Source organism: Brevundimonas sp. UBA6550, assembly GCF_002434505.1.
In the GTDB taxonomy this organism is placed as follows: Bacteria; Pseudomonadota; Alphaproteobacteria; order Caulobacterales; family Caulobacteraceae; genus Brevundimonas.
Map to the genome: position 1 here is coordinate 696,962 of NZ_DJKE01000008.1, position 20,020 is coordinate 716,981.

A 20,020-nucleotide genomic window follows, 5' to 3' on the forward strand; every position below is an offset into this window, starting at 1 on the left:
CTTTGACTTCGCCGCGCGCCAGTCCTAACCGCAGGCCGTGCCCGTTCTCGACCTCCTCGATCTGCCCGCCGCCTGCCCGCCCGACACGCCGTGGATGGGGCTGGATCTGGGCGAGAAGACCATCGGCGTCGCCGTGTCGGACGCCACGCGCCTGATCGCCTCGCCGCTGGAGCTGATCCGCAAGTCCAAGTTCACGCATGAGGCCGAACACCTCTTCAAGCTGATGAACCACCGCAAGGTTTCGGCCCTGGTCATCGGCCTGCCCGCCAATATGGACGGGACGGAAGGCCCCCGCGCCCAGTCCTGCCGCGCCTTCGCCCGCAATCTGGAGCGGCTGCGCCCCGTCAACATCGCCTTCTGGGACGAACGCCTGTCCACCAGCGCCGTCGAACGCTTCCTGATCGAGGACCTGGACCTGAACCGCAAACGCCGCGCCCAGGTCGTGGACCGCACCGCCGCAGCCTGGATTCTGCAAGGGGCGCTGGATCGGGTGCGGGATCAGGCGACCTGGATTTGACGGCCCTGATCGCGGGCATCCTGCCCGTCTTTCTGATGATCGCCCTGGGCTATGGCCTGCGCAAATCGGGGTTCCTGCCCGACGACGCCTGGCGGCCCATCGAGAAGCTGTCGATCAACATCTTCTATCCCAGCTTCCTGATCCCCGCGATCTGGCACGCCGATCTGGCGGGGGGCGGAGCAACGGTCGCAGGCGCGGCGGCCGTGGGGGCGACCCTGATCGTGGCGGCGGCGACGCTGGCGGCCAAGCCCCTGATCAAGCTGGACGGCCCCGCCTACACCAGCGTCTTTCAGGGCGTGATCCGTTGGAACAGCTTCGTCTTCGTGCCGGTGATCCAGTCGGTCTATGGCTCGGAAGGCACGGCCCTGGCCGCCGTGGCCATCGCCTTCATCATTCCGGTGACCAACATCGCCTGCGTGGCCGTGCTGGCGAAGTGGGGTTCGCTGCGGCGCGAGCCCTCGGTGCTCGGCCTAATCAAGTCAATGCTGGCCAATCCGATCCTGCTGGCCTGCCTGATCGGTCTGGCGCTGAACCTGCTGCGCGCGCCGCTGATCCCCGGCCTGTCCGAGGTCATGGACCTGCTGGGCGCCGCCGCCCTGCCGCTGGGCCTGATCGTGGCCGGGGCCGGCCTGTCCTTCGCCGAGGTGAAACGCCGTCGCAAGACCATCGCCGCCGTCACCCTGGTCAAGCTGGGGATCATGCCGCCGCTGATGTGGTTCATCGCCTGGACGCTGGGCGGCGACAGTCTGGCCCAGGGCATCGCCCTGATCTGCGGCGCGGCGCCGGGGTCTGCGGCATCCTATGTGCTGGCGCGTCAGATGGGCGGCGACGCGCCCCTGATCGCAGGCGTCATCGCCCTGACCACCGTGGGGAGCGCCGTCGTCATTCCCATCCTGCTGGCCCTGTTCCACTTCGCGTGACGGGCGCGAAGTCTGGCGTTTGGGGCGAGTCACGCCTATAGCCGCGTCTCGATGACCCAGCCGCCCACCGTCACCGACCAGACCATTCAAGAGCGGCTGATCCCGTTCCCGAAACCCCACTTTCTCGCGGCATCGGACCTCAATCCGTTCGTCACGCCGCAGTTGCTGGAGCTGGGCGACGCCTTCGTCGACTTCAATCGGCAATCGTCCAAGGCGTTGGATGTGCTGCACGGGCGAACGGTGGTGAACCTGTTCTTCGAGAACTCGACCCGCACCTCGTCGTCGTTCGAGATCGCGGCCAAGCGTCTGGGCGCCGATGTCGTCACCATGCCGGTCGCCTCCTCCTCGGTGAAGAAGGGCGAGACCCTGATCGACACGGCGGTCACCCTGAACGCCATGAAGCCCGACATTCTGGTCGTGCGCCACTCGGCCTCGGGCGCCGCCGAACTGCTCAGCCAGAAGGTCGGCTGCGCCGTGGTAAACGCCGGCGACGGCCGCCACGAACACCCCACTCAGGCCCTGCTGGACCTGTTGTCCCTGCACCGCGCCTTTGGCGATGTGACCAGCCTGACCGTCGCCATCTGCGGCGACATCACCCACAGCCGCGTGGCCCGATCCAATGTCGCCCTGCTGCAGATGATGGGGGCGCGGGTCCGCCTGATCGGCCCGCCGACCCTGGTGCCCGGCGACGCCGACCGCTGGGGCTGCGAGGTTTTCCACGACATGCGCGAGGGGCTGCAAGGCTGCGACGTGGTGATGATGCTGCGCCTTCAGCTTGAGCGGATGGCCGGCGCCCTGGTGCCCTCCACGCGCGAATATTTCCGCTTCTGGGGTCTGGATCGCGAGAAACTGGCCTGGGCCAAGCCTGGCGCCAAGGTCATGCACCCCGGCCCGATGAACCGGGGCGTCGAGATCGATTCCGACGTCGCCGACGACCTGAACGTCTCCCTGATCCAGGATCAGGTCGAGATGGGCGTCGCCGCCCGCATGGCCGTTCTGGCCTCCCTCTCCGCCCGTTGGGGAGACGCCCGATGACCACTCTGGCAATCGTCAACGCCCGCCTTCTGGACCCCGCCAGCGACTATGACGGCCCGGGCGCCATTCTGGTCGAAGACGGCCGCATCGCCCGCATGATCCACGGCGCCGCGCCGGATCTGGCCGCCGATCGGATCATCGACGCCGACGGCCTGTGCCTGTCGCCCGGCCTGATCGACATCCGCGTCAAGACCGGCGAACCCGGCGCCGAGCCCAAGGAGACGCTGAAGTCCGCCAGCCTGGCCGCCGCCGCCGGGGGCGTCACCACCATCGTCGTCCAGCCCGACACGGACCCCGCCATCGACGACCCAGCGGTGATCGACTTCATCCAGCGTCGCGGCGCAGCGCTGAACCTGGTCAATGTCCGCGCCGCCGGCGCCGCCACCAAGGCGCTGGACGGCCAGCGCATGGCCGAGATCGGTCTGATGGACGAGGCCGGCGCTCTGTATTTCACCGACGTGGACAAGGTCATCGTCAACAGTCGCACCCTGCAACGGGTGATGAGCTACGCCGCCGCCTTCAACGCCCTGATCGCTTGCCGCCCGTCCGATCCCTGGCTGACCGAAGGCGCCGTCGCCGCTTCCGGCGAACTGGCCACGCGCCTGGGCCTGTCGGGCAGCCCCGCCATCGCCGAACGCATCGGTCTGGAACGCGATCTGGCCCTGGTCGAACAGACCGGCGCCCGTTTCCTCGTTGACCAGATTTCGACCGAAGGCGCGCTGGAGACCCTGGCCCGCGCCCGCGCCAAGGGGCTGGAGGTCGCCGTCAGCGTCTCGATCAACCACCTGTGCTTCAACGAGGTGGACATCGGCGACTATCGGACGTTCTACCGCATCGACCCGCCGCTGCGTTCGGAGGCCGATCGTCAGGCGCTGATCGAGGCCGTGCGCGACGGCCTGATCGACGTCATCACCTCGGCCCACGCCCCCGCCCCCGCCGAGGACAAGCGCCGCCCGTTCGCCGAGGCCGCGCCCGGCGCCATCGGGCTTGAGACCCTGCTGCCCGCGGCCCTGACCCTGCATCATGAGGACGGTCTGGATCTGCTGGACGTGCTGCGGCCCCTGACCCAGGGGCCCGCCACCCTGTTGGGTCTGGACGCCGGCGTCCTGGCCGAGGGCGCGCCTGCGGATCTGATCCTGTTCGACCCTGGCGCCCCCGTCATCATCGACGCCGACGCCCTGCACTCCAAGTCCAAGAACTCCCCGTTCGACGGTCGCAGGCTGCAAGGCAAGGTGATCGGAACCTGGGTCGCGGGCCGCAAGGTTCACTGAGCTTCCGCCTTTCCGCCATATTTCGACCTAGGCTCTGCGACAGTGAAGCTTGTCGAGGAATCGGTCATGACGCTCTTGAGACGCCCCGCTGGCCTAGGCCTGGTGCTTGTCGTCGGCGCCGTCATGGGGTGTTCGAAGCAGGCCGACGCCCAGTCCTCGCCAACGCCCGATGCGGCGGAAGGCGCGCCCTATGTGTTGAAGGGCACCCAGGTCTGGACGGCGCCCGACCCCGTCTCCGGTCGCGACTACGAAGTCTTCGTCAGCCTGCCCGCCAGCTACGAGACAAGCCCGAATCGCCGCTATCCGGTCGTCTATGTGACCGATGCCGACTACGCCTTTCCGATCATCCGCCAGATCGCCCGGCGGGTGAACCTGGACGGACCCGTGATCGAGGAATTCATCCTGGTCGGCCTGTCCTATTCGCGCGGCGACAACGGCACGGTCAGCCGCAACCGCGATTATACGCCGACGCCAAACGGCCCCAGCAGCGCCAGTTCAACCCTCCACGGCGGCGGCCCTGCCTATCAGACCTATCTGAAAACCCAGGCCCTGCCCTTCGTCGAGAAACGTTTCCGCGTCGATCCTGCCCGCCGCGTCTTTCTGGGACATTCCTACGGCGCACTGCTCGGCGCCCAGATTCTGTTCACGGACCCCGGGCTGTTTCATGCCTATGTTCTGGGCAGCCCGTCCTTCTGGTATGACAAACGACACATGATGGGGATTGAGGCGGAATACGCCAGAACCCATCGCGACCTGCCCGCCGACGTCTTCATGTATATCGGCGGCTGGGAGGTTCCCGGCCCGGACCGCCGCAACACCTCGGGCGCGGACATGGTCGGCGACGTCGGCGCCATGGAACGCGCCCTGAAATCGCGGGGCTATCCGCATCTGACCGTCCAATCCGTCGTCTTGCAGGACGAGGACCATCTGACCGTCGCCCCGGTCGGTTTCACGCGCGCGCTGACGGCGGTGCTGCCCGCCCGTCCATGACGGCGCCTAGGCCGTCAGCATCCGCTTCACCACCGCCTTGAACGGCGCGGTCGCCTGACCGGCGCGCAGCATCGCGCCGCGCGCCAGTCTGGCGGGCGGCGTCTCCTGGGTGAAAAGCCGCACCAGGGCGTTCGTGCCCTGATAAAGCGGCCAGCTGGCCAGTCGATGTTCGTGCTGGTATCGCGCCAGCAGACGCCCCGAACCGATGTCCGCGCCTCGCGCCCCGCGCACCACCTTGGCCAGCGTCTCCTGCCCGCGCAGACCCAGGTTGAAGCCGTGGGCGGTGACCGGATGCATCCCCACCGCCGCATCACCGATCAGGGCGAAGCCCTCGCCCGCGAACCGATGGCTCCAGGTCGTGGCCAGCGGATAGGCGTGGCGCGCACCGACCAACTCCAACCCGGTCAGCCGCCCCTGCAACCGCCGCTCCATGGACGACGCAAAGGCCTCGGGCGATTGCGCCATCAGGTCGGCGATGGCCGGCGCCGCCAGGGTCATCACCACCGAGGACATCCGCTGCTGGGGGTCCGCGACCGGCAACAGGGCGATGGTCTGGCCGTGGTCGAACCATTCGGTCGCCACATGACCGTGCGCCTGATCGTGCCGCATCCGGCAGACCATCATCGACCGCCCCAGCCGATTGATCTCGGCCCCCACGCCCAGTCGGTCGCGCATGAAGGAAAAACGCGAATCCGCCGCCACGATCAGATCGGCCCGGATCGTCGTCCCGTCGTCCAGCGTCAGCCGCCCGCGCGGCCTCCGAGGCCCGATCCGACAGTCGGCCACCCGCCGTCCGAGCATCAGGTCGACGCCCGCCTGCCCCTCGACGACCTCGAACAACGCGCGCCGGATCAGGTGATTGGGGATCAGCACGCCCAGCCGATCCGCATCCGCCGCTCCAAAGGTCAGGGCGAAGGGCGAACCGCCGTCCAGCACACGCGCCTGACGCAAATCCGAGAGGTCATCCGCCGGTATCCGGTCCCAGACGCCCATCGCCTTCAACAGACGCATCGAATGGTGGGTCAGCGCGATTTCGCGTCCGTCGAAGGCCGGATCGCGCAGGCTCGTCTCTGACTGCCCCTCGATCAGGGCGACGGACAGCCCGGCTCCCGCCAGCGACCGGACGAAGGCCAGGCCGGCCGGCCCGGCCCCGACCACGGCGATATCGAACGTCAGATCCTGGCTCATCCCTGCGCTCCTGCCCGATCGCGCGGCCGCCGCCCTTGATGCAGCGCAAACCTGGCCGAGGTCAGCGCGGACGCGGACAGGTCGCGGCCCTGGCCACCTCGGCGCCCAGCACCGACTTGACTGCCAGCGGCGTATCGGTGGCGATCACCGTCACCCCCTGGCGCACCAGGTCGCGATATTCCGATACGTCGCCGTCGGCCGCATAGCGGTCGTCGCGCCGAACGCCCTCGGCGCCCAGGGTGCCGAACTGCACCTCCACCCCGGCTTCGCGCAACGCCCGCCACAGCGCCGGCCGTTCCTCGCGCGTGCCGGTCCAGGCCAGGATTTGCGGCGCGTTCAGCCCCTGCAAGGCGTCCACGCCGCTCAAGCCCGCCGAAATCATCATCTCCGGCGCCATCGTCGCCACCGCCCGCGCATCGGCGTCGTTATAGGTGATCAGGATGACGCGGTTCGCCGCGCCCGACCGCCGCACCTGGTCGATCACCGCGCGCGCCAGATCGACGGTCGCGCCGCCCTCTGCGGGTTTCAGATCGATGCTGGCGATGGCCCCCACGCGACCGGCGGCGTCCAGCGCCTCGCCCAGCGTCGGCGGCGCGGCGCGTGTCAGGGCGCCGTTCGACGCCTTCAGCCTCGCCCGCTTCACCTGGGCCAGGGTCAGATCCGCAACCCGCCCGCGCCCGGTCGTGGTCCGCTCCATCGTCTCGTCGTGCATCAGCACAAGATGCCCGTCCTTGGTCAGAACCGCGTCCAGTTCCAGGATCGCATTGGGAATGGCCCGTCCCGTCGCCTCGATGGCCGCGATGGAGTTTTCCGGCTGGTCCGGCGCCGAAACCGCCCGGTGCGCCGAGATCGCTGCGCCGCCCTCGCGCACGCAGTCGAAATAGGCGGCCATCGCCGGTTCTTCGGCAGGCGGCGCGGCAGGCGCCGGCGCGCCGACGCAGGCGGCCGTGAACATCAGCAAGGCGACGGCGGCGACAGTCGGGATTTGGCGCATCGAACTCTCCTGCAGGGCGGGCGGACCAGACGCTGCACAGATCGCCGGGTCAAGAGGTCGGATCGCCCTTGCTCCGCGCCGTCCGCCGACGCATTTTGCCGCAACGACACGCGGGGAGCGAATCAAAGTGCACGATCTGGCGGGCCCGGCGGTGGGAACCTTGGCGCTGGTCGCCTTAGGCGGCTATCTGCTCGGCTCCATTCCGTTCGGCGTGGTCATCACTCGCGCGGCGGGCGCCGGCGACGTGCGCAACATCGGCTCGGGAAATATCGGCGCGACGAACGTGCTGCGCACCGGCCGCAAGGATCTGGCCCTGACCACCCTGCTGCTGGACGCCGGCAAGGGGGCCGCCGCACTTCTGATCGCAAGGCATCTGTTCGACAGCGAACTGGCCGGCGCCATCGCCGGCGGCGCGGCCTTTCTGGGCCACCTGTTTCCCGTCTGGCTGGGCTTCAAGGGCGGCAAGGGCGTCGCCACCTTCTATGGCATGCTGCTGGCCGCCGCCTGGCCGTTGGGCCTGATGGCGGGGGCCGTCTGGCTGCTGTCGGCCTTCCTGTTCCGCTATTCGTCGCTGGCCGCCCTGATCTCGTCGGCGACGGCGCCGTTGCTGGCGCTTCTGCCCCTGGCGGCGGTGGGGCTGCCGGTCGGGTCGCCCGTCCTGCTGCTAACCGTTTTCGCCGCCGTGCTGATCTGGGTGCGTCACCACCAGAACATCGCCCGGTTGCTGAAGGGCGAGGAACCGCGCATCGGGGCCAAGAAGGCGTGAGCCTGGCCCCGGCCGAACGTTTCGCGCGGCTGCGGCTGGCCCGCACCGACCGCATCGGTCCCGTCGCCTTCACTCAGCTCTTGGCGCGCTACGGCTCGGCCATCGCCGCGCTGGACGCCCTGCCCGGCCTGATCCGCAAGTCCGGCGCCTCCACGCCCCCGCCGGTCGAGGCCGTCGAGCGTGAACTTGCGGCGGGCGAGGCCCTCGGCGCGCGCCTGCTGGTGCTGGGCGACGCTGGCTTTCCCGAAATGCTGGCCGCGCTCGATCCGCCGCCGCCGATCCTGTGGACGCGCGGCGACGCCGGACTGCTGAACCGCCCCTGCGTCGCCATCGTCGGCGCCCGCATCGCCTCGGCGGGCGGCCAGCGGATCGCGCGCGGTCTGGCCCAGCAACTGGGTCAGGCGGGCCATGTCGTCGTTTCCGGCATGGCGCGTGGCATCGACGCCGCCGCCCACGAAGGCGCCCTGCCGACGGGGACCGTCGCGGTTCTGGGCGGCGGGGTAAGCGATATTTATCCGCCCGAACACGCCGACCTCTACGCCCGCCTGACGGAGCGCGGCTGCATCGTGTCCGAAAGCCCTGTCGGCGCCCGCGCCCAGGCGCGCGACTTCCCGCGCCGTAATCGCATCATTTCCGGCCTGTCGCGCGGCGTCGTGGTGGTCGAGGCCGAGCTTCGGTCCGGCTCCCTGATCACCGCGCGCCTGGCCGCCGAACAGGGTCGCGACGTCTTCGCCGTGCCCGGCTCGCCGCTGGACCCCCGCGCGCGCGGCCCGAACGAACTGCTGCGCCAAGGCGCCATCTTGTGCGAGGGCATCGAGGACATCGAGCGCGCCTTCCACACCCTGCGCACCCTGCGCGAGCCGCCGTCCGAGCCCTTGCGCTTCGATGACAAACTGGACCAGGCCTTGCTGGATCGGGTCGCCGCCCTGCTTTCGCCCACGCCCACGCCGCGTGACGAGATCGCCCGCGCCCTGAACGCCCCGGCTGCCCAGGTCGCCGCCGCCCTTCTGGAACTCAGCCTGGTCGGCCGCGCCGAACTGCTGCCCGGCGGTCTGGCGTCGATCTAAGGGCTAGCCGGGCGGCAGCGCCGCCGCGCCGGCCGCATCCTCCAGCAGGCCCGCCAAACGGCCGTCGCCTTCTTCACGCGCCATCCGCGCCATTTCCAGCGCCATGGCCCCGATATATTCTCGTGTCGGAAAGGCCCCGGCCTCGATGTCGTTCTGATCGTCCGGCGGAGCCGCCGGTTCCCTCGCGCTGGCCATGATCGTCTCCGTTGTCCCGACCGCAATCTAACCGCGCCTATACAAAAAACAACTACCTATGGATGTAAGGCGACAGGTGCGATTGACACACGGCTCCGCTCCAACCACGTTCGCGCCCCTTCCCGAGACCGGACCGATATGAACCTCGTCATCGTCGAGAGCCCCGCAAAGGCCAAGACCATCAACAAATACCTGGGCTCGGACTATGAGGTCCTGGCCTCGTACGGTCACGTCCGCGACCTGCCGTCCAAGGATGGTTCGGTCCTGCCCGACGACGACTTCTCCATGCACTGGGAGGCCGACGCCAAGGGCGCCAAACGCCTGTCCGAAATCGCCGAGGCCGCCAAGCGCGCCGACCGCGTCATCCTGGCGACCGACCCCGACCGCGAAGGGGAAGCGATCAGCTGGCACGTTTTGGAAGTGCTGAACAAGAAGAAGGCGCTGAAGGACACGCACGTCGAGCGCGTCACCTTCAACGCCATCACCAAGTCGGCCGTGCTGGAGGCCATGGCCAATCCGCGTCAACTGGATATGGAGTTGGTCGAGGCCTATCTGGCCCGCCGCGCCTTGGACTATCTGGTGGGCTTCACCCTGTCGCCGGTTCTGTGGCGCAAGCTGCCGGGCGCCCGTTCGGCGGGGCGGGTGCAATCCGTCGCCCTTCGCATCGTCGTCGATCGCGAAATGGAGATCGAGAAGTTCAGGCCTCAGGAATACTGGTCGATCGAGGCCGACCTGAACGCCGACAGCCCGCCCTTCACCGCGCGCCTGGTCAAGCACGCCGGCAAGCGGGTTCAGCGTCTGGACATCAAGGACGAGGCGACCGCCAGCGCCGCGCGTGCCGCGATCCAGGCCGGCGACTTCACCATCAACTCGGTCGAGAAGAAGCCGGTCCGCCGCAATCCGTCGCCCCCCTTCACCACCTCGACCCTGCAGCAGGAAGCCTCGCGTAAGCTGGGCTTCACCGCCCAGCGCACCATGCAGGCGGCGCAGAAACTGTATGAAGGCGTCGACGAGACCGGCGGCCTGATCACCTATATGCGGACCGACGGCGTGTCGGTCAGCCCCGAAGGTCTGGCCCAGGCGCGCGAGGTGATCGGCAAGGAATACGGCCCCGCCTATGTCCCGACCGAGCCGCGCTTTTACAAGGTCAAGGCCAAGAACGCCCAGGAAGCGCACGAGGCGATCCGCCCGACCAATATCGCCCGCCATCCCGATTCCGTCCGTCTCGATTCGGATCTTCAGCGTCTGTACGAGCTGATCTGGAAGCGGATGGTCGCCTCGCAGATGGAGGCCGCGCGTCTGGACCGCACCACGGTCGAGATCGAGACGCCGGACGGCCAGACCGGCCTGCGCGCCACCGGCCAGGTGGTCACCTTCGACGGCTTCCTGGCCGTCTATGAGGAAGGCCGCGACGAGAAGCAGAAGGGCGCGGAGGGCGACGAGGGCGAGGACGACACCAGCCGCCTGCCCGCCCTGAAGGAAGGCGCCAAGGCCAAGGTCGACGCCATCCGCACCGACCAGCATTTCACCGAACCGCCGCCGCGCTATTCGGAAGCCACCCTGGTCAAGAAGCTGGAAGAACTGGGCATCGGGCGCCCGTCGACCTACGCCTCGACCCTGTCGACCCTGCGCGACCGCGAATATGTCCGCGTCGACAAGAACCGCTTCTATCCCGAGGACAAGGGGCGGCTGGTCACGGCCTTCCTCGAGCAGTTCTTCAAGAAATGGGTCGAATACGACTTCACCGCCGCGCTGGAGACCCGTCTGGACGAGGTTTCGGCGGGCGACCTGAACTGGAAGGTGCTGCTGCGCGAGTTCTGGCAGGACTTCCACGCCGCGACACAAGCCGCCGGCGAACTGCGCACCACCGCCATTCTGGACGCCCTGAACGAAAGCCTGGGCGCCCATATCTTCCCGGACAAGGGCGACGGTTCCGATCCGCGCGAATGCCCCCTATGCCACCAGGGCCAGCTCAGCCTGAAGACCAGCCGGTTCGGCGCCTTCATCGGCTGCTCGCGCTATCCCGACTGCAAATACACCCGCCCCGTCGCCAGCCCCTCGGCCGAGGACGGATCGGCGGAAAGCGGCGACCGCGAACTGGGCCTCGACCCGGCGACCGGCCAGCCGGTGCAGCTGAAGATCGGCCGCTTCGGACCCTATGTCGAAATCGCGCCGCCGGACGGGGAGAAGCCGAAACGCTCGTCCCTGCCCAAGGGCTGGTCGCCGGCATCGCTCGACCTTGATCGGGCGCTGCGCCTTCTGGCCCTGCCGCGCGAGGTTGGGGTCCACCCGGAAGACGGCAAGATAATCACGGCGGGCCTGGGTCGTTACGGGCCTTTCGTCCTGCACGCCGGCACCTATGCGAACGTCTCGGACATCGACGAGGTGTTCGAGGTCGGCCTGAACCGCGCCGTCGCCTTGCTGGCCGAAAAACGCGCGGGCCGTCCCGGTCGCGGCGCCGCCACGGCCCCGCTGAAGGACCTGGGCGCCCACCCGGAGACGGGCGAGCCGATCCACGTCATGGCTGGTCGCTTCGGTCCCTACGTCAAGTCGGGCAAGATCAACGCCACCCTGCCCAAGGGAACCGCGCCCGAAGACCTGACCCTGGAAGACGCCCTGCCCCTGCTCGCCGCCAAGGCCGGCGCCGCGCCCAAGAAGAAGGCGCCCGCCAAGAAGGCCGCCGCTCCGAAAAAGGCTGCGGCCAAGAAACCGGCGGCCAAGAAGGCTCCGACGAAAAAGGCTGCAAAGCCCAAGACCGAAGACTGATCCGTCGTCGCCCTTTCCGTCACGCCGTGACGGAAAGGCGCGTTCGGCGCGGCTGCGTCAGCGCGGGTTCGTAACCATCGCCGAACCCCTCTCGGCCCGTTCCGCCCGGCGCGCGGTGATCCAGGCGATGACGCCGGCCAGCGCCAGGACCACGGCGGAGATGTAGAAGCTCAGGCCCGGGGCGTGGACGACGGCGTCGACGAGGCCCAGGCCGTGCCGGTCCAGCCAGGTCGTCAGAGGGGCGAACCCGCCGCCGACCGACAGCGAATAGATCCAGCCGAAGAACAGCGGCGAGGCGACGCCGGCGATGGAGGCCACGCTCATGGTCGCGCCCTGAAGTTGGCCCTGTTCGCTCTCGGACACCTGTCGGGTCATTAGCGACTGAAGCGTCGGCATGGCCAGCCCCCAAAGGGCGTTCGGCAGCATGGCGGCGACGAACATCCATCCCGTCGGCGCCCAGCCCATCAGGCCGATGCCGACCGTGCCGCCGACCAGGCCCAGCAGCATGGTCTTGCGGTCCCCCAGCGCCTTCGTCACCGGCCCCACTACCAGCCCCTGCATCCCCATGTCCAGCGCCCCGACCATGGCCAGCAGCAGACCCACCTCGCGCGGCCCCCAGCCATAGCGATACTGGGCATAGAGGACGAAGACCGCCGAGAAGACGTGGTGGGCGAAGTGCAGCAGGAAGGTCACCCCGGCCAGGCCCGTCAGCTCCGGGTGACGGCCCAGCAAGACCATCGCCCCCACGGGATTGGCGCGCCGCCAGCTGAACTTCATCCGCTTCTCGACCGCCAAACTCTCGGGCAGGATGATCAGGCCATAGAGGAAGGCGATCCCCGACATCAGGGCGGCGGCCCAGAACGGCGCACGCGGGCTGATCTCGCCCAGGAACCCGCCGATCACGGGACCCAGCACGAAGCCCCCGGAAAAGGCCGCGCCGATCAAACCGTAGGCCTTGGCGCGCCCCTCGACCGGAGTGACGTCCGCCATATAGGCGTAGATGGTGGTGAAGCTGGACGAGGTGACGCCCGCCACGATCCGCCCGACCGCCAGCCACCACAGGTTCGGCGCCACCGCCATCAGCACATAGTCGATGGCCAGCCCCGCGCAGCTCAGCAGGATCACCGGCCGACGCCCGTACTGGTCCGACAACGACCCGATGATGGGCGAGGCGACGAACTGCATCCCCGCCCACAGCGCCACGAAGACGCCGTTGATCACGCCCGCCTGGGCGTTGGAGCCGACGAAATCCTCGATCAGCTGCGGCAACACCGGGATGATGATGCCCATGGCGACGATGTCGAGCACCGCCGTCACGAAGATGAAGCCGATGGCCGCCTTCAATCGACGGTCCGATATTGCGGTCATGGGGCAGGTCTCTGCTGTTTGGTCAGGCTCAATACGCGCCGGATACCGCTTCGCACAGCGCCGATTGGGCGCCGTCGCCGGCCTGCCCGCCCCTCGCCTCATTTGCTCTCGGGCCTCAGGATCGCTACATCCGCGCCATCCTCCCATCCGACGAACCCGAAGGGCGACACCGCACCTCATGGCGCAGCAATATATTTTCCAGATGCAGGGTCTGACCAAGACCTTCCCCGGCGGCCGCAAGATCTTCGAGAACATCTGGCTCAGCTTCTACAACGACGCCAAGATCGGCGTCGTCGGCGTCAACGGCTCGGGTAAGTCGACCCTGCTGAAGATCATGGCCGGCCTGGACACCGAGTTCACCGGCGAAGCCCGCGCCGCCGACGGCATCAAGCGCGGCTATCTGGAGCAGGAGCCCCAGCTCGATCCCGCCTTGAACGTTCGCCAGAACGTCGAGGCCTGGTGCGAGGAGAAGCAGTGGGTCAACCGCTTCAATGAGGTCGCCGCCGAGCTGGGCGAAAACTACACCGACGAACTGATGGAGGAGATGACCTCCCTTCAGGAAAAGATCGACGCCGGCGACGTCTGGGACATCGACAGCCGCATCGACCAGGCCATGGGCGCCCTGCGCTGCCCGCCCGACGACTGGGAAGTCACCAACCTGTCCGGCGGTGAAAAGCGCCGCGTCGCCCTGGCTCGCCTGCTGCTGTCCAAGCCGGACATGCTGCTGCTCGACGAACCGACCAACCACCTGGACGCCGAATCCGTCGCCTGGCTGCAGCACCACCTGGAAAACTTCCCCGGCTGCGTCATCCTGGTGACTCACGACCGCTACTTCCTGGACCTGGTCACCAAGTGGACGTTGGAGCTGGATCGCGGCAAGGGCCACCCGCACGAGGGCAACTATTCCTCGTGGCTGGAAGCCAAGACCAAGCGCGTCGTGCAGGAACAGTCGGAATCCGAAGCCCGCCAACGCGCCCTGACCCGCGAACTGGAATGGGTTCGTTCGGGCGCCAAGGCCCGTCAGGCCAAGTCCAAGGCCCGTCTGGCCGCCTACGAGCGGATGGTCGAGGAACAGGAATCGATGCGCGGCGCCCAGACCCACGCCCACATCCAGATCCCGCCCGGCCCGCGCCTGGGCAATGTCGTGCTGGAAGTCGAAGGTCTGCAGAAGACCTATGGCGACAAGACGCTGTTCGATAACCTGACCTTCAAACTGCCGCCCAACGGCATCGTCGGCGTCATCGGCCCGAACGGCGCCGGCAAGTCGACGATGTTCAAGCTGATCACCGGCCAGGAACAGCCCGACGGCGGCACGATCAAGGTCGGCGAAACGGTCAAACTGGCCTATGTCGATCAGTCGCGCGACGACCTGAAGCCGGACGAAACCATCTGGCAGGCCATCTCGGGCGGCACCGACGTGATGATGGTCGGCAAGCGCGAGATCAACACCCGCGCCTATGTCGGCAGCTTCAACTTCAAGGGCGGCGACCAGCAGAAGAAGGTCGGGCAACTGTCCGGCGGTGAGCGCAACCGCGTCCACCTGGCCAAGACCCTGGCCTCGGGCGGCAACCTGATCCTGCTCGACGAACCGACCAACGACCTGGACATCGAAACCCTGCAGAACCTCGAAGAGGCTCTGGAAGAGTTTGCGGGCTGCGCCGTGGTCATCTCCCACGACCGCTGGTTCCTGGACCGTCTGGCCACCCACATCCTCGCCTTCGAGGGCGACGGCCATGTGGAATGGTTCGAAGGCAACTTCGAAGCCTACGAACAGGACAAGATGCGCCGCCTGGGCGCCGACAGCATCATTCCCAAACGCATCCAGCACCAGAAGTTCGGGCGCTGATCGAACTGTGATAGGATGCGGGACATGAGCGATCTTCTGTCCCGCATCACTATCGAAGACGGCAAGCGCGGCGGTAAACCGTGCATCCGAGGCATCCGCATCACCGTTGCCGAGGTGCTGGGCATGTTGGCGGCCGGCGAAAGCGCCGAATCCATTCTCGACTACCATCCCGACCTTGAGATGGACGATATACTCGCCTGCCTTGCCTACGGTGCCCGCGAGGTCGATCATCCGGTCATCATCGCCGCGTGAGGATCGTCATCGATCAGCAACTGCCGCCGGTCCTCGCGACTTGGTTGCGGTCGCAAGGTTTGGACGCCATCCATGTACGCGACCTTGGGCTTCATGACCGACCCGATCACGACATCTGGCGGGAAGCCTTGCGCGACGGATCAGTCGTTCTGAGCCGCGACGCTGATTTCGCAAACTTCGCAAGACAGGACGCCAAAGGTCGCTTGGTGTGGCTCCGCATCGGCAACTGCAGCAACGCAATCCTGATCCAGACATTCGAACGCCATTGGCCTGCGATCCTCGCCCGGATCAATGGCGGCGAACGACTGATAGAGGTCCGTGCATGACCCAACGCCCCGCCGTTCTCATCATGCAGCGGCATCTCGCTCCGCTCTCGGGCTTTCTGGAGAGCGCCTACGATGTCTATCGCTTCTGGGAAGGTCCGCCCATCGAGGCCGCGCACGACATCCGCGTCATGGTCGTGGCCGGCGAAGCGCCGCTGGACAAGGCGCTGATCGAGCGGCTTCCCAATCTCGACCTCTTGGCCTGTTTCACCTCGGGCTATGACGGGATCGACATCGACTGGTGCCGCGCGCGCGGCCTGCCCGTCACCCATGCGCCCGGCGTCAATCACGAGGATGTGGCCGATCATGCGCTGGGACTGATCCTGGCCGCGCGCCGCCAGATCGCCTCGGGCGACCGACAAGTGCGTTCCGGCGAATGGACCGCAGCGACCCGCACCATCACGGCCTCCCTCGGCGGCCAGAAACTGGGTATCGTCGGTCTGGGCCATATCGGCAAAGCCGTCGCCGACCGCGCCGAAGCCTTCCGCATGTCCGTCAGCTGGTGGGGTCCACGTCCTCACGACGCCGAATGGCCCCGCGCAGAATCCCTGCTGGCGCTGGCTAAGGCCAGCGACATTCTGGTCGTGGCGTGCAAGGCCGACGAGAGCAATCGCGGCCTGATCTCACGCGAAATCCTGGAGGCGCTCGGCCCCGACGGCCTGCTGGTCAATGTCTCGCGCGGACAGGTGGTCGACGAGGATGCCCTGATCGCCGCCCTGACGTCCGGCGCCCTGGGTCAGGCCGCGCTGGATGTCTTTGTCGAGGAACCGACCGATCCCGCGCGCTGGGCCGACGTGCCAAACCTGGTCCTGACGCCCCACACCGCCGGAGCCACGACCGCCGGGGTGCAGGGCATGTTGATGCTGCTGATGCAGAACCTGCAGGCGCATTTCGCGGGCGAGCCGCTGAAGACGCCCGTGGCCTGACCGGGGCGCGAAGGCGTCAGTTCGGGCGCTGAGGCCGTTCGTCCGTCGTCACGACGCCATCGCCGTTCTTGTCCATCGCCTTGAACTGGGCGTCGAGGCCCACGGTGAACTCCTCGCGCATCACGCGCCCGTCGCCGTTGGCGTCGAACCGCGCCAGCATCCGGCCGCCACGCGCATTGGCCAGTTCGGCGGCGTCGACCACCCCGTCGTGATTGGCGTCCAGACGGTCGAACATCTGGGTCATCCGCGCCTGCATCTGCGCCAGCGTCTCGCGCGGCGGGGGCCTCATTCCGCCCATGCGCGGCCCACTTTGCGGCCCGGACATCTGACCATCCGGCATCTGCGGCATAGACATCTCGGGGGCGTCGCTTTGAGCCAGGGCGGGGCCGGCGACGGCCAGGGCGAAGGCGGCGATGATCAGGGTGCGCATGGGACCACTCCAAAGGGGCTGCAAAACCTTGAACGCACGCATGAACGCTTCCCGTCGCGCCGGCGTCGAGAAAACGATTTCGCTTGCCAAATCATATAAGGATATCTTTATATGATCGCATGAGCCTGTCCGCCGATCAGACCGTCGAAGCCCTGCGCGCCGCTGGCGAGCCGACCCGCCTGCGCATCCTGTCCCTGCTGGCCGGGGAAGAGTTGTCGGTCATGGAGATGTCGCGGATTCTGGACCAGAGCCAGCCGCGCGTGTCGCGCCATCTGAAGCTGATGACCGACGCCGGCCTGATCGAACGCTTTCCCGACGGCGCCCGCGTTTACTATCGCCTGTCGCACGACGCCCAGGCTCGTCGCCTGATCGACACCGTGCTGGACATCCTGGCCGAGGACGCGGGCGAGGCCGATCACCGCCGCCTGGACGAGGTCCGCAAGGACCGTGAGGAAGCCGCCGTCAGCTATTTCGAACAGGTCGCGCCCCAGTGGGACCGCCTGCGCAGCCTGTATGTCAGCGAAAGCGCCGTCGAGGCCGCGCTGGAAAAGGCGGTCGGCCCCGGCCCGTTCGAGCGCGTCGTCGATCTGGGCACCGGCTCGGGCCGGATGCTGACGCTGTTCGGCAAGAAGGCCAAGATGTCGGTCGGGCTGGATCTCAGCCAGAACATGCTGAACATCGCTCGCACCAATGTCACCAAGGCGGGCGTGGAACAGGTCGAGCTGCGCCACGGCGACATCTTCGCCACCCGCCTGCCCGCCGCCAGCGCCGATCTGGTGATCGTGCATCAGGTGCTGCACTACCTGTCCGACCCCGCCGCCGCCGTCGCGGAGGCAGCCCGCCTGGTCAGCCCGGGCGGCCGTCTGGTCATCATCGACTTTGCCCCGCACGACTTCGAACATATGCGCGAGGCGCACCAGCATCGCCGCCTGGGTTTCGCCGACAGCGAGATCAACGGCTGGCTGCAGGACGGCGGCTTGTCGCCCTCCGCCCCCATCGCCCTGCCGCATGACGCCGAGGGCCTGACCGTGACCATCTGGACCGCCGAACGTCGCGTCCAGGACAGAAAGACCGCATGACATGGCATCGCTTGCTGAAGCCCGCGCCCTGCTGCTGTCCCCGCTCGGCCCCGTGGCCCGCGCCGGATCGAACCGCGACGCCGTGCGCGTCTCGTTCGAGTTCTTTCCGCCCAAATCGGATGAGGCCGAGGCCAATCTGTGGAAGGCGATCCGCCGTCTGGAGCCGCTGAACCCCGCCTTCGTCTCGGTCACCTATGGGGCCGGCGGATCGACCCGCGAACGGACGCACCGCACGGTCCAGCGCATCATCGCCGAAACCAGCCTTCGCCCCGCCGCCCACCTGACCTGCGTCGACGCCAGCCGCGAAGAGGTCGATGAGGTCATAGAAGGCTACAAGACCATCGGCGTCGATCACATCGTCGCCCTGCGCGGCGATCCGCCCGGCGCATCCGGCATCGGCGGCGCCTATCAGCCCCGCGCAGACGGCTACGCCAACGCCACCGAACTGACCGCCGCCATCAGCCGCATCGGCGGCTTCGACGTCACGGTCGGCGCCTACCCCGAACGTCACCCCGAAAGCCCCTCCATCGACCATGACATCGAGGTGCTGAAGGCCAAGGTGGACGCCGGCGCGACCCGCGCGGTCAGCCAGTTCTTCTTCGACATCGACGCCTTCCTGCGGTTTCGCGACCGGGTGCGGGCGGCGGGCGTGACCATTCCGCTGATCCCCGGCGTGATGCCGGTGTCCAACTTCAACGGCCTGAAGCGGATGTGCGGATCGTGCGGCGCCTCGGTGCCGGACTGGCTGGCCGGGCATTTCGACGGGCTGGATGACGACCCGGAGACGCGCAAACTGCTGGCCGCCTCGGTCGCCGCCGAAACCTGCGCCCGCCTGCAGGAAGAGGGCTTCTCGGACTTCCACTTCTACACCCTGAACCGCGCCGATCTGGTCTATGCGATCTGTCGGGTGCTGGGCGTACGTGAAACGGCGGCGGCGCAATGACCCGCACTCAACGCATCGCCGCCCTGCATCAGGCCGCCAAGGACCGCATCCTGGTCCTCGACGGATCGTGGGGCGTGATGATCCAGCGTCGCGGACTGGACGAGGCCGACTTCCGCGCCGAACGTTTCGTCGCCGCCAACGGCTATGACGAGAAACACCAGATGAAGGGGAACAACGACATCCTCTGCATCACCCGCCCCGACGTCATCGCCGACCTGCACGACCAGTATTTCGCCGCCGGCGCCGACATCAGCGAAACCAACACCTTCTCGGGCACCACCATCGCCCAGGAAGACTACGCCCTGGACGCCCAAGCGGTTTGGGACATCAATCTGGAGGGCGCCCGGCTGGCCCGCGCCGCCGCCGACCGCTGGACGGAGAAGGAGCCGCACAAGCCCCGCTTCGCCGTCGGCTCCATCGGCCCGCTAAACAAGATGCTGTCCATGTCGTCCGACGTGAACGACCCCGGCGCCCGCAGCGTGACCTTCGATCAGGTCTATGAGGCCTATCGCCATCAAGTGAAGGCGCTGAACCAGGGCGGCGTGGACCTGTATCTGATCGAGACCATCACCGACACGCTGAACTGCAAGGCCTGCATCAAGGCCATCAAGGATCTGGAGGACGAAGGGCTGGAGCCCCTGCCCATCTGGATTTCCGGCACCATCACCGACCGTTCGGGCCGCACCCTGTCGGGCCAGACGGCCGAGGCCTTCTGGAACAGCGTGCGCCACGCCAAGCCGTTCGCCGTCGGCTTCAACTGCGCGCTCGGCGCCGACCTGATGCGGCCCTTCATCGCCGAATTGAGCCGCGTCGCCGACACCCTGGTCGCCGCCTATCCCAACGCGGGCCTGCCCAACGCCATGGGTCAGTACGACGAAGAACCGCACGAAACCGCCCATTTCATCGAGGAATGGGCCGCCTCCGGCCTGGTCAACATCGTCGGCGGCTGCTGCGGCACGACGCCGGATCACATCAGACACGTCGCCGAAGAAGTCGCGCCGCTGAAGCCGCGCGCGATCCCTGAACGGCCGGTGGCGTTGCGTCTGAGCGGCCTCGAACCGTTCGAGTTGGTGGCGTGATGGCTGTCCTAAACCGCTCATCCCGGCGGAAGCCGGGACCCAGGTCTTTGGGCGATAGCCGCCGA

General features: G+C 67.7%; 20 protein-coding genes. 15 read left to right on the forward strand and 5 right to left on the reverse strand.

Going from position 1 to position 20,020, the window contains the following annotated elements:
- The first annotated feature begins 37 nt into the window (after positions 1-37).
- The 5 genes from ruvX (at position 38) to B3Z70_RS11360 (ending at position 4,733) form a co-directional block, all read left to right on the forward strand.
- A complete protein-coding gene (gene ruvX / locus B3Z70_RS11340; protein WP_292023354.1) occupies positions 38-517 on the forward strand; it encodes a Holliday junction resolvase RuvX in 480 nt (159 codons plus the stop codon).
- Complete coding sequence (locus B3Z70_RS11345; RefSeq protein WP_292023356.1) at positions 514-1,437, forward strand: AEC family transporter; 924 nt, start codon at positions 514-516, stop codon at positions 1,435-1,437. Before ruvX ends, B3Z70_RS11345 begins: the two co-directional genes overlap by 4 nt.
- A gap of 51 nt (positions 1,438-1,488) precedes the next feature.
- A complete protein-coding gene (locus B3Z70_RS11350) occupies positions 1,489-2,472 on the forward strand; it encodes an aspartate carbamoyltransferase catalytic subunit (protein WP_292023358.1) in 984 nt (327 codons plus the stop codon).
- Entirely contained in the window at positions 2,469-3,743 is a 1,275-nt protein-coding gene (gene pyrC, locus B3Z70_RS11355) for a dihydroorotase (protein WP_292023360.1), read from the forward strand. The genes B3Z70_RS11350 and pyrC overlap by 4 nt, the downstream gene beginning before the upstream one ends.
- Positions 3,744-3,809: 66 nt before the next feature.
- Positions 3,810-4,733: an alpha/beta hydrolase gene (locus B3Z70_RS11360; protein WP_292023362.1), complete on the forward strand. Its 924-nt coding sequence runs from the start codon at positions 3,810-3,812 to the stop codon at positions 4,731-4,733.
- Positions 4,734-4,739: 6 nt separating this feature from the next.
- Here the strand turns inward: B3Z70_RS11360 and ubiM are convergent, their stop codons facing one another.
- Positions 4,740-5,921 (reverse strand): 5-demethoxyubiquinol-8 5-hydroxylase UbiM, encoded by a 1,182-nt coding sequence (gene ubiM / locus B3Z70_RS11365; protein ID WP_292045596.1) that lies wholly within the window; start codon positions 5,919-5,921, stop codon positions 4,740-4,742.
- A 61-nt stretch (positions 5,922-5,982) separates the two neighbouring features.
- Positions 5,983-6,915, reverse strand: coding sequence for a glycerophosphodiester phosphodiesterase family protein (locus B3Z70_RS11370; RefSeq protein WP_292023366.1), 933 nt, complete (start codon positions 6,913-6,915; stop codon positions 5,983-5,985).
- A 127-nt stretch (positions 6,916-7,042) separates the two neighbouring features.
- Between B3Z70_RS11370 and plsY the strand changes: the two genes are divergently transcribed.
- Positions 7,043-7,681, forward strand: a complete 639-nt coding sequence (plsY, locus tag B3Z70_RS11375) for a glycerol-3-phosphate 1-O-acyltransferase PlsY (protein WP_292023368.1) — start codon at positions 7,043-7,045, stop codon at positions 7,679-7,681.
- Positions 7,678-8,748 (forward strand): DNA-processing protein DprA, encoded by a 1,071-nt coding sequence (gene dprA / locus B3Z70_RS11380; RefSeq protein ID WP_292045598.1) that lies wholly within the window; start codon positions 7,678-7,680, stop codon positions 8,746-8,748. The genes plsY and dprA overlap by 4 nt, the downstream gene beginning before the upstream one ends.
- 3 nt (positions 8,749-8,751) lie before the next feature.
- On the opposite strand, the gene B3Z70_RS11385 is transcribed toward dprA, so the two are convergent.
- Positions 8,752-8,943 (reverse strand): hypothetical protein, encoded by a 192-nt coding sequence (locus tag B3Z70_RS11385; protein ID WP_292023372.1) that lies wholly within the window; start codon positions 8,941-8,943, stop codon positions 8,752-8,754.
- A 138-nt stretch (positions 8,944-9,081) separates the two neighbouring features.
- Between B3Z70_RS11385 and topA the strand changes: the two genes are divergently transcribed.
- Complete coding sequence (gene topA / locus B3Z70_RS11390) at positions 9,082-11,709, forward strand: type I DNA topoisomerase (RefSeq protein ID WP_292023374.1); 2,628 nt, start codon at positions 9,082-9,084, stop codon at positions 11,707-11,709.
- A 57-nt stretch (positions 11,710-11,766) separates the two neighbouring features.
- On the opposite strand, the gene B3Z70_RS11395 is transcribed toward topA, so the two are convergent.
- Positions 11,767-13,077: a TCR/Tet family MFS transporter gene (locus tag B3Z70_RS11395; protein WP_292023376.1), complete on the reverse strand. Its 1,311-nt coding sequence runs from the start codon at positions 13,075-13,077 to the stop codon at positions 11,767-11,769.
- Between the two features lie 178 nt (positions 13,078-13,255).
- Between B3Z70_RS11395 and ettA the strand changes: the two genes are divergently transcribed.
- Genes ettA through B3Z70_RS11415 form a run of 4 tightly spaced genes read left to right on the forward strand, consistent with a single transcriptional unit; the run spans position 13,256 to position 16,424 of the window.
- Positions 13,256-14,923, forward strand: coding sequence for an energy-dependent translational throttle protein EttA (ettA, locus tag B3Z70_RS11400; RefSeq protein WP_292023378.1), 1,668 nt, complete (start codon positions 13,256-13,258; stop codon positions 14,921-14,923).
- A 24-nt stretch (positions 14,924-14,947) separates the two neighbouring features.
- Complete coding sequence (locus B3Z70_RS11405; protein WP_292023380.1) at positions 14,948-15,175, forward strand: DUF433 domain-containing protein; 228 nt, start codon at positions 14,948-14,950, stop codon at positions 15,173-15,175.
- Positions 15,172-15,501: a DUF5615 family PIN-like protein gene (locus B3Z70_RS11410; protein WP_292023383.1), complete on the forward strand. Its 330-nt coding sequence runs from the start codon at positions 15,172-15,174 to the stop codon at positions 15,499-15,501. The genes B3Z70_RS11405 and B3Z70_RS11410 overlap by 4 nt, the downstream gene beginning before the upstream one ends.
- A complete protein-coding gene (locus B3Z70_RS11415; protein WP_292023385.1) occupies positions 15,498-16,424 on the forward strand; it encodes a 2-hydroxyacid dehydrogenase in 927 nt (308 codons plus the stop codon). Before B3Z70_RS11410 ends, B3Z70_RS11415 begins: the two co-directional genes overlap by 4 nt.
- 16 nt (positions 16,425-16,440) lie before the next feature.
- On the opposite strand, the gene B3Z70_RS11420 is transcribed toward B3Z70_RS11415, so the two are convergent.
- The gene (locus B3Z70_RS11420) at positions 16,441-16,854 is read right to left on the reverse strand and encodes an EF-hand domain-containing protein (RefSeq protein ID WP_292023387.1); all 414 of its coding nucleotides are present in this window, start codon (positions 16,852-16,854) and stop codon (positions 16,441-16,443) included.
- Between the two features lie 119 nt (positions 16,855-16,973).
- On the opposite strand from B3Z70_RS11420, the gene B3Z70_RS11425 reads away from it, so the two are divergent.
- From B3Z70_RS11425 to B3Z70_RS11435, 3 genes are read left to right on the forward strand one after another with little or no spacing between them, the layout of a single operon-like run.
- Positions 16,974-17,933 (forward strand): ArsR/SmtB family transcription factor, encoded by a 960-nt coding sequence (locus B3Z70_RS11425; RefSeq protein ID WP_292023389.1) that lies wholly within the window; start codon positions 16,974-16,976, stop codon positions 17,931-17,933.
- Position 17,934: 1 nt separating this feature from the next.
- Positions 17,935-18,876 (forward strand): methylenetetrahydrofolate reductase [NAD(P)H], encoded by a 942-nt coding sequence (gene metF, locus B3Z70_RS11430; RefSeq protein WP_292023391.1) that lies wholly within the window; start codon positions 17,935-17,937, stop codon positions 18,874-18,876.
- Positions 18,873-19,955: a homocysteine S-methyltransferase family protein gene (locus B3Z70_RS11435; RefSeq protein ID WP_292045600.1), complete on the forward strand. Its 1,083-nt coding sequence runs from the start codon at positions 18,873-18,875 to the stop codon at positions 19,953-19,955. The genes metF and B3Z70_RS11435 overlap by 4 nt, the downstream gene beginning before the upstream one ends.
- The last annotated feature ends 65 nt before the right edge of the window (positions 19,956-20,020 follow it).

Coding starts and splice junctions, on each gene's coding strand:
- B3Z70_RS11350 (WP_292023358.1), top strand. CDS start 1,489: ATGACCCAGCCGCCCACCGTCACCGACCAGACCATTCAAGAGCGGCTG.
- pyrC (WP_292023360.1), top strand. CDS start 2,469: ATGACCACTCTGGCAATCGTCAACGCCCGCCTTCTGGACCCCGCCAGC.
- B3Z70_RS11360 (WP_292023362.1), top strand. CDS start 3,810: ATGACGCTCTTGAGACGCCCCGCTGGCCTAGGCCTGGTGCTTGTCGTC.
- ubiM (WP_292045596.1), bottom strand. CDS start 5,921: ATGAGCCAGGATCTGACGTTCGATATCGCCGTGGTCGGGGCCGGGCCG.
- B3Z70_RS11370 (WP_292023366.1), bottom strand. CDS start 6,915: ATGCGCCAAATCCCGACTGTCGCCGCCGTCGCCTTGCTGATGTTCACG.
- B3Z70_RS11385 (WP_292023372.1), bottom strand. CDS start 8,943: ATGGCCAGCGCGAGGGAACCGGCGGCTCCGCCGGACGATCAGAACGAC.
- topA (WP_292023374.1), top strand. CDS start 9,082: ATGAACCTCGTCATCGTCGAGAGCCCCGCAAAGGCCAAGACCATCAAC.
- B3Z70_RS11395 (WP_292023376.1), bottom strand. CDS start 13,077: ATGACCGCAATATCGGACCGTCGATTGAAGGCGGCCATCGGCTTCATC.
- ettA (WP_292023378.1), top strand. CDS start 13,256: ATGGCGCAGCAATATATTTTCCAGATGCAGGGTCTGACCAAGACCTTC.
- B3Z70_RS11405 (WP_292023380.1), top strand. CDS start 14,948: ATGAGCGATCTTCTGTCCCGCATCACTATCGAAGACGGCAAGCGCGGC.
- B3Z70_RS11415 (WP_292023385.1), top strand. CDS start 15,498: ATGACCCAACGCCCCGCCGTTCTCATCATGCAGCGGCATCTCGCTCCG.
- B3Z70_RS11420 (WP_292023387.1), bottom strand. CDS start 16,854: ATGCGCACCCTGATCATCGCCGCCTTCGCCCTGGCCGTCGCCGGCCCC.
- B3Z70_RS11425 (WP_292023389.1), top strand. CDS start 16,974: ATGAGCCTGTCCGCCGATCAGACCGTCGAAGCCCTGCGCGCCGCTGGC.
- metF (WP_292023391.1), top strand. CDS start 17,935: ATGGCATCGCTTGCTGAAGCCCGCGCCCTGCTGCTGTCCCCGCTCGGC.
- B3Z70_RS11435 (WP_292045600.1), top strand. CDS start 18,873: ATGACCCGCACTCAACGCATCGCCGCCCTGCATCAGGCCGCCAAGGAC.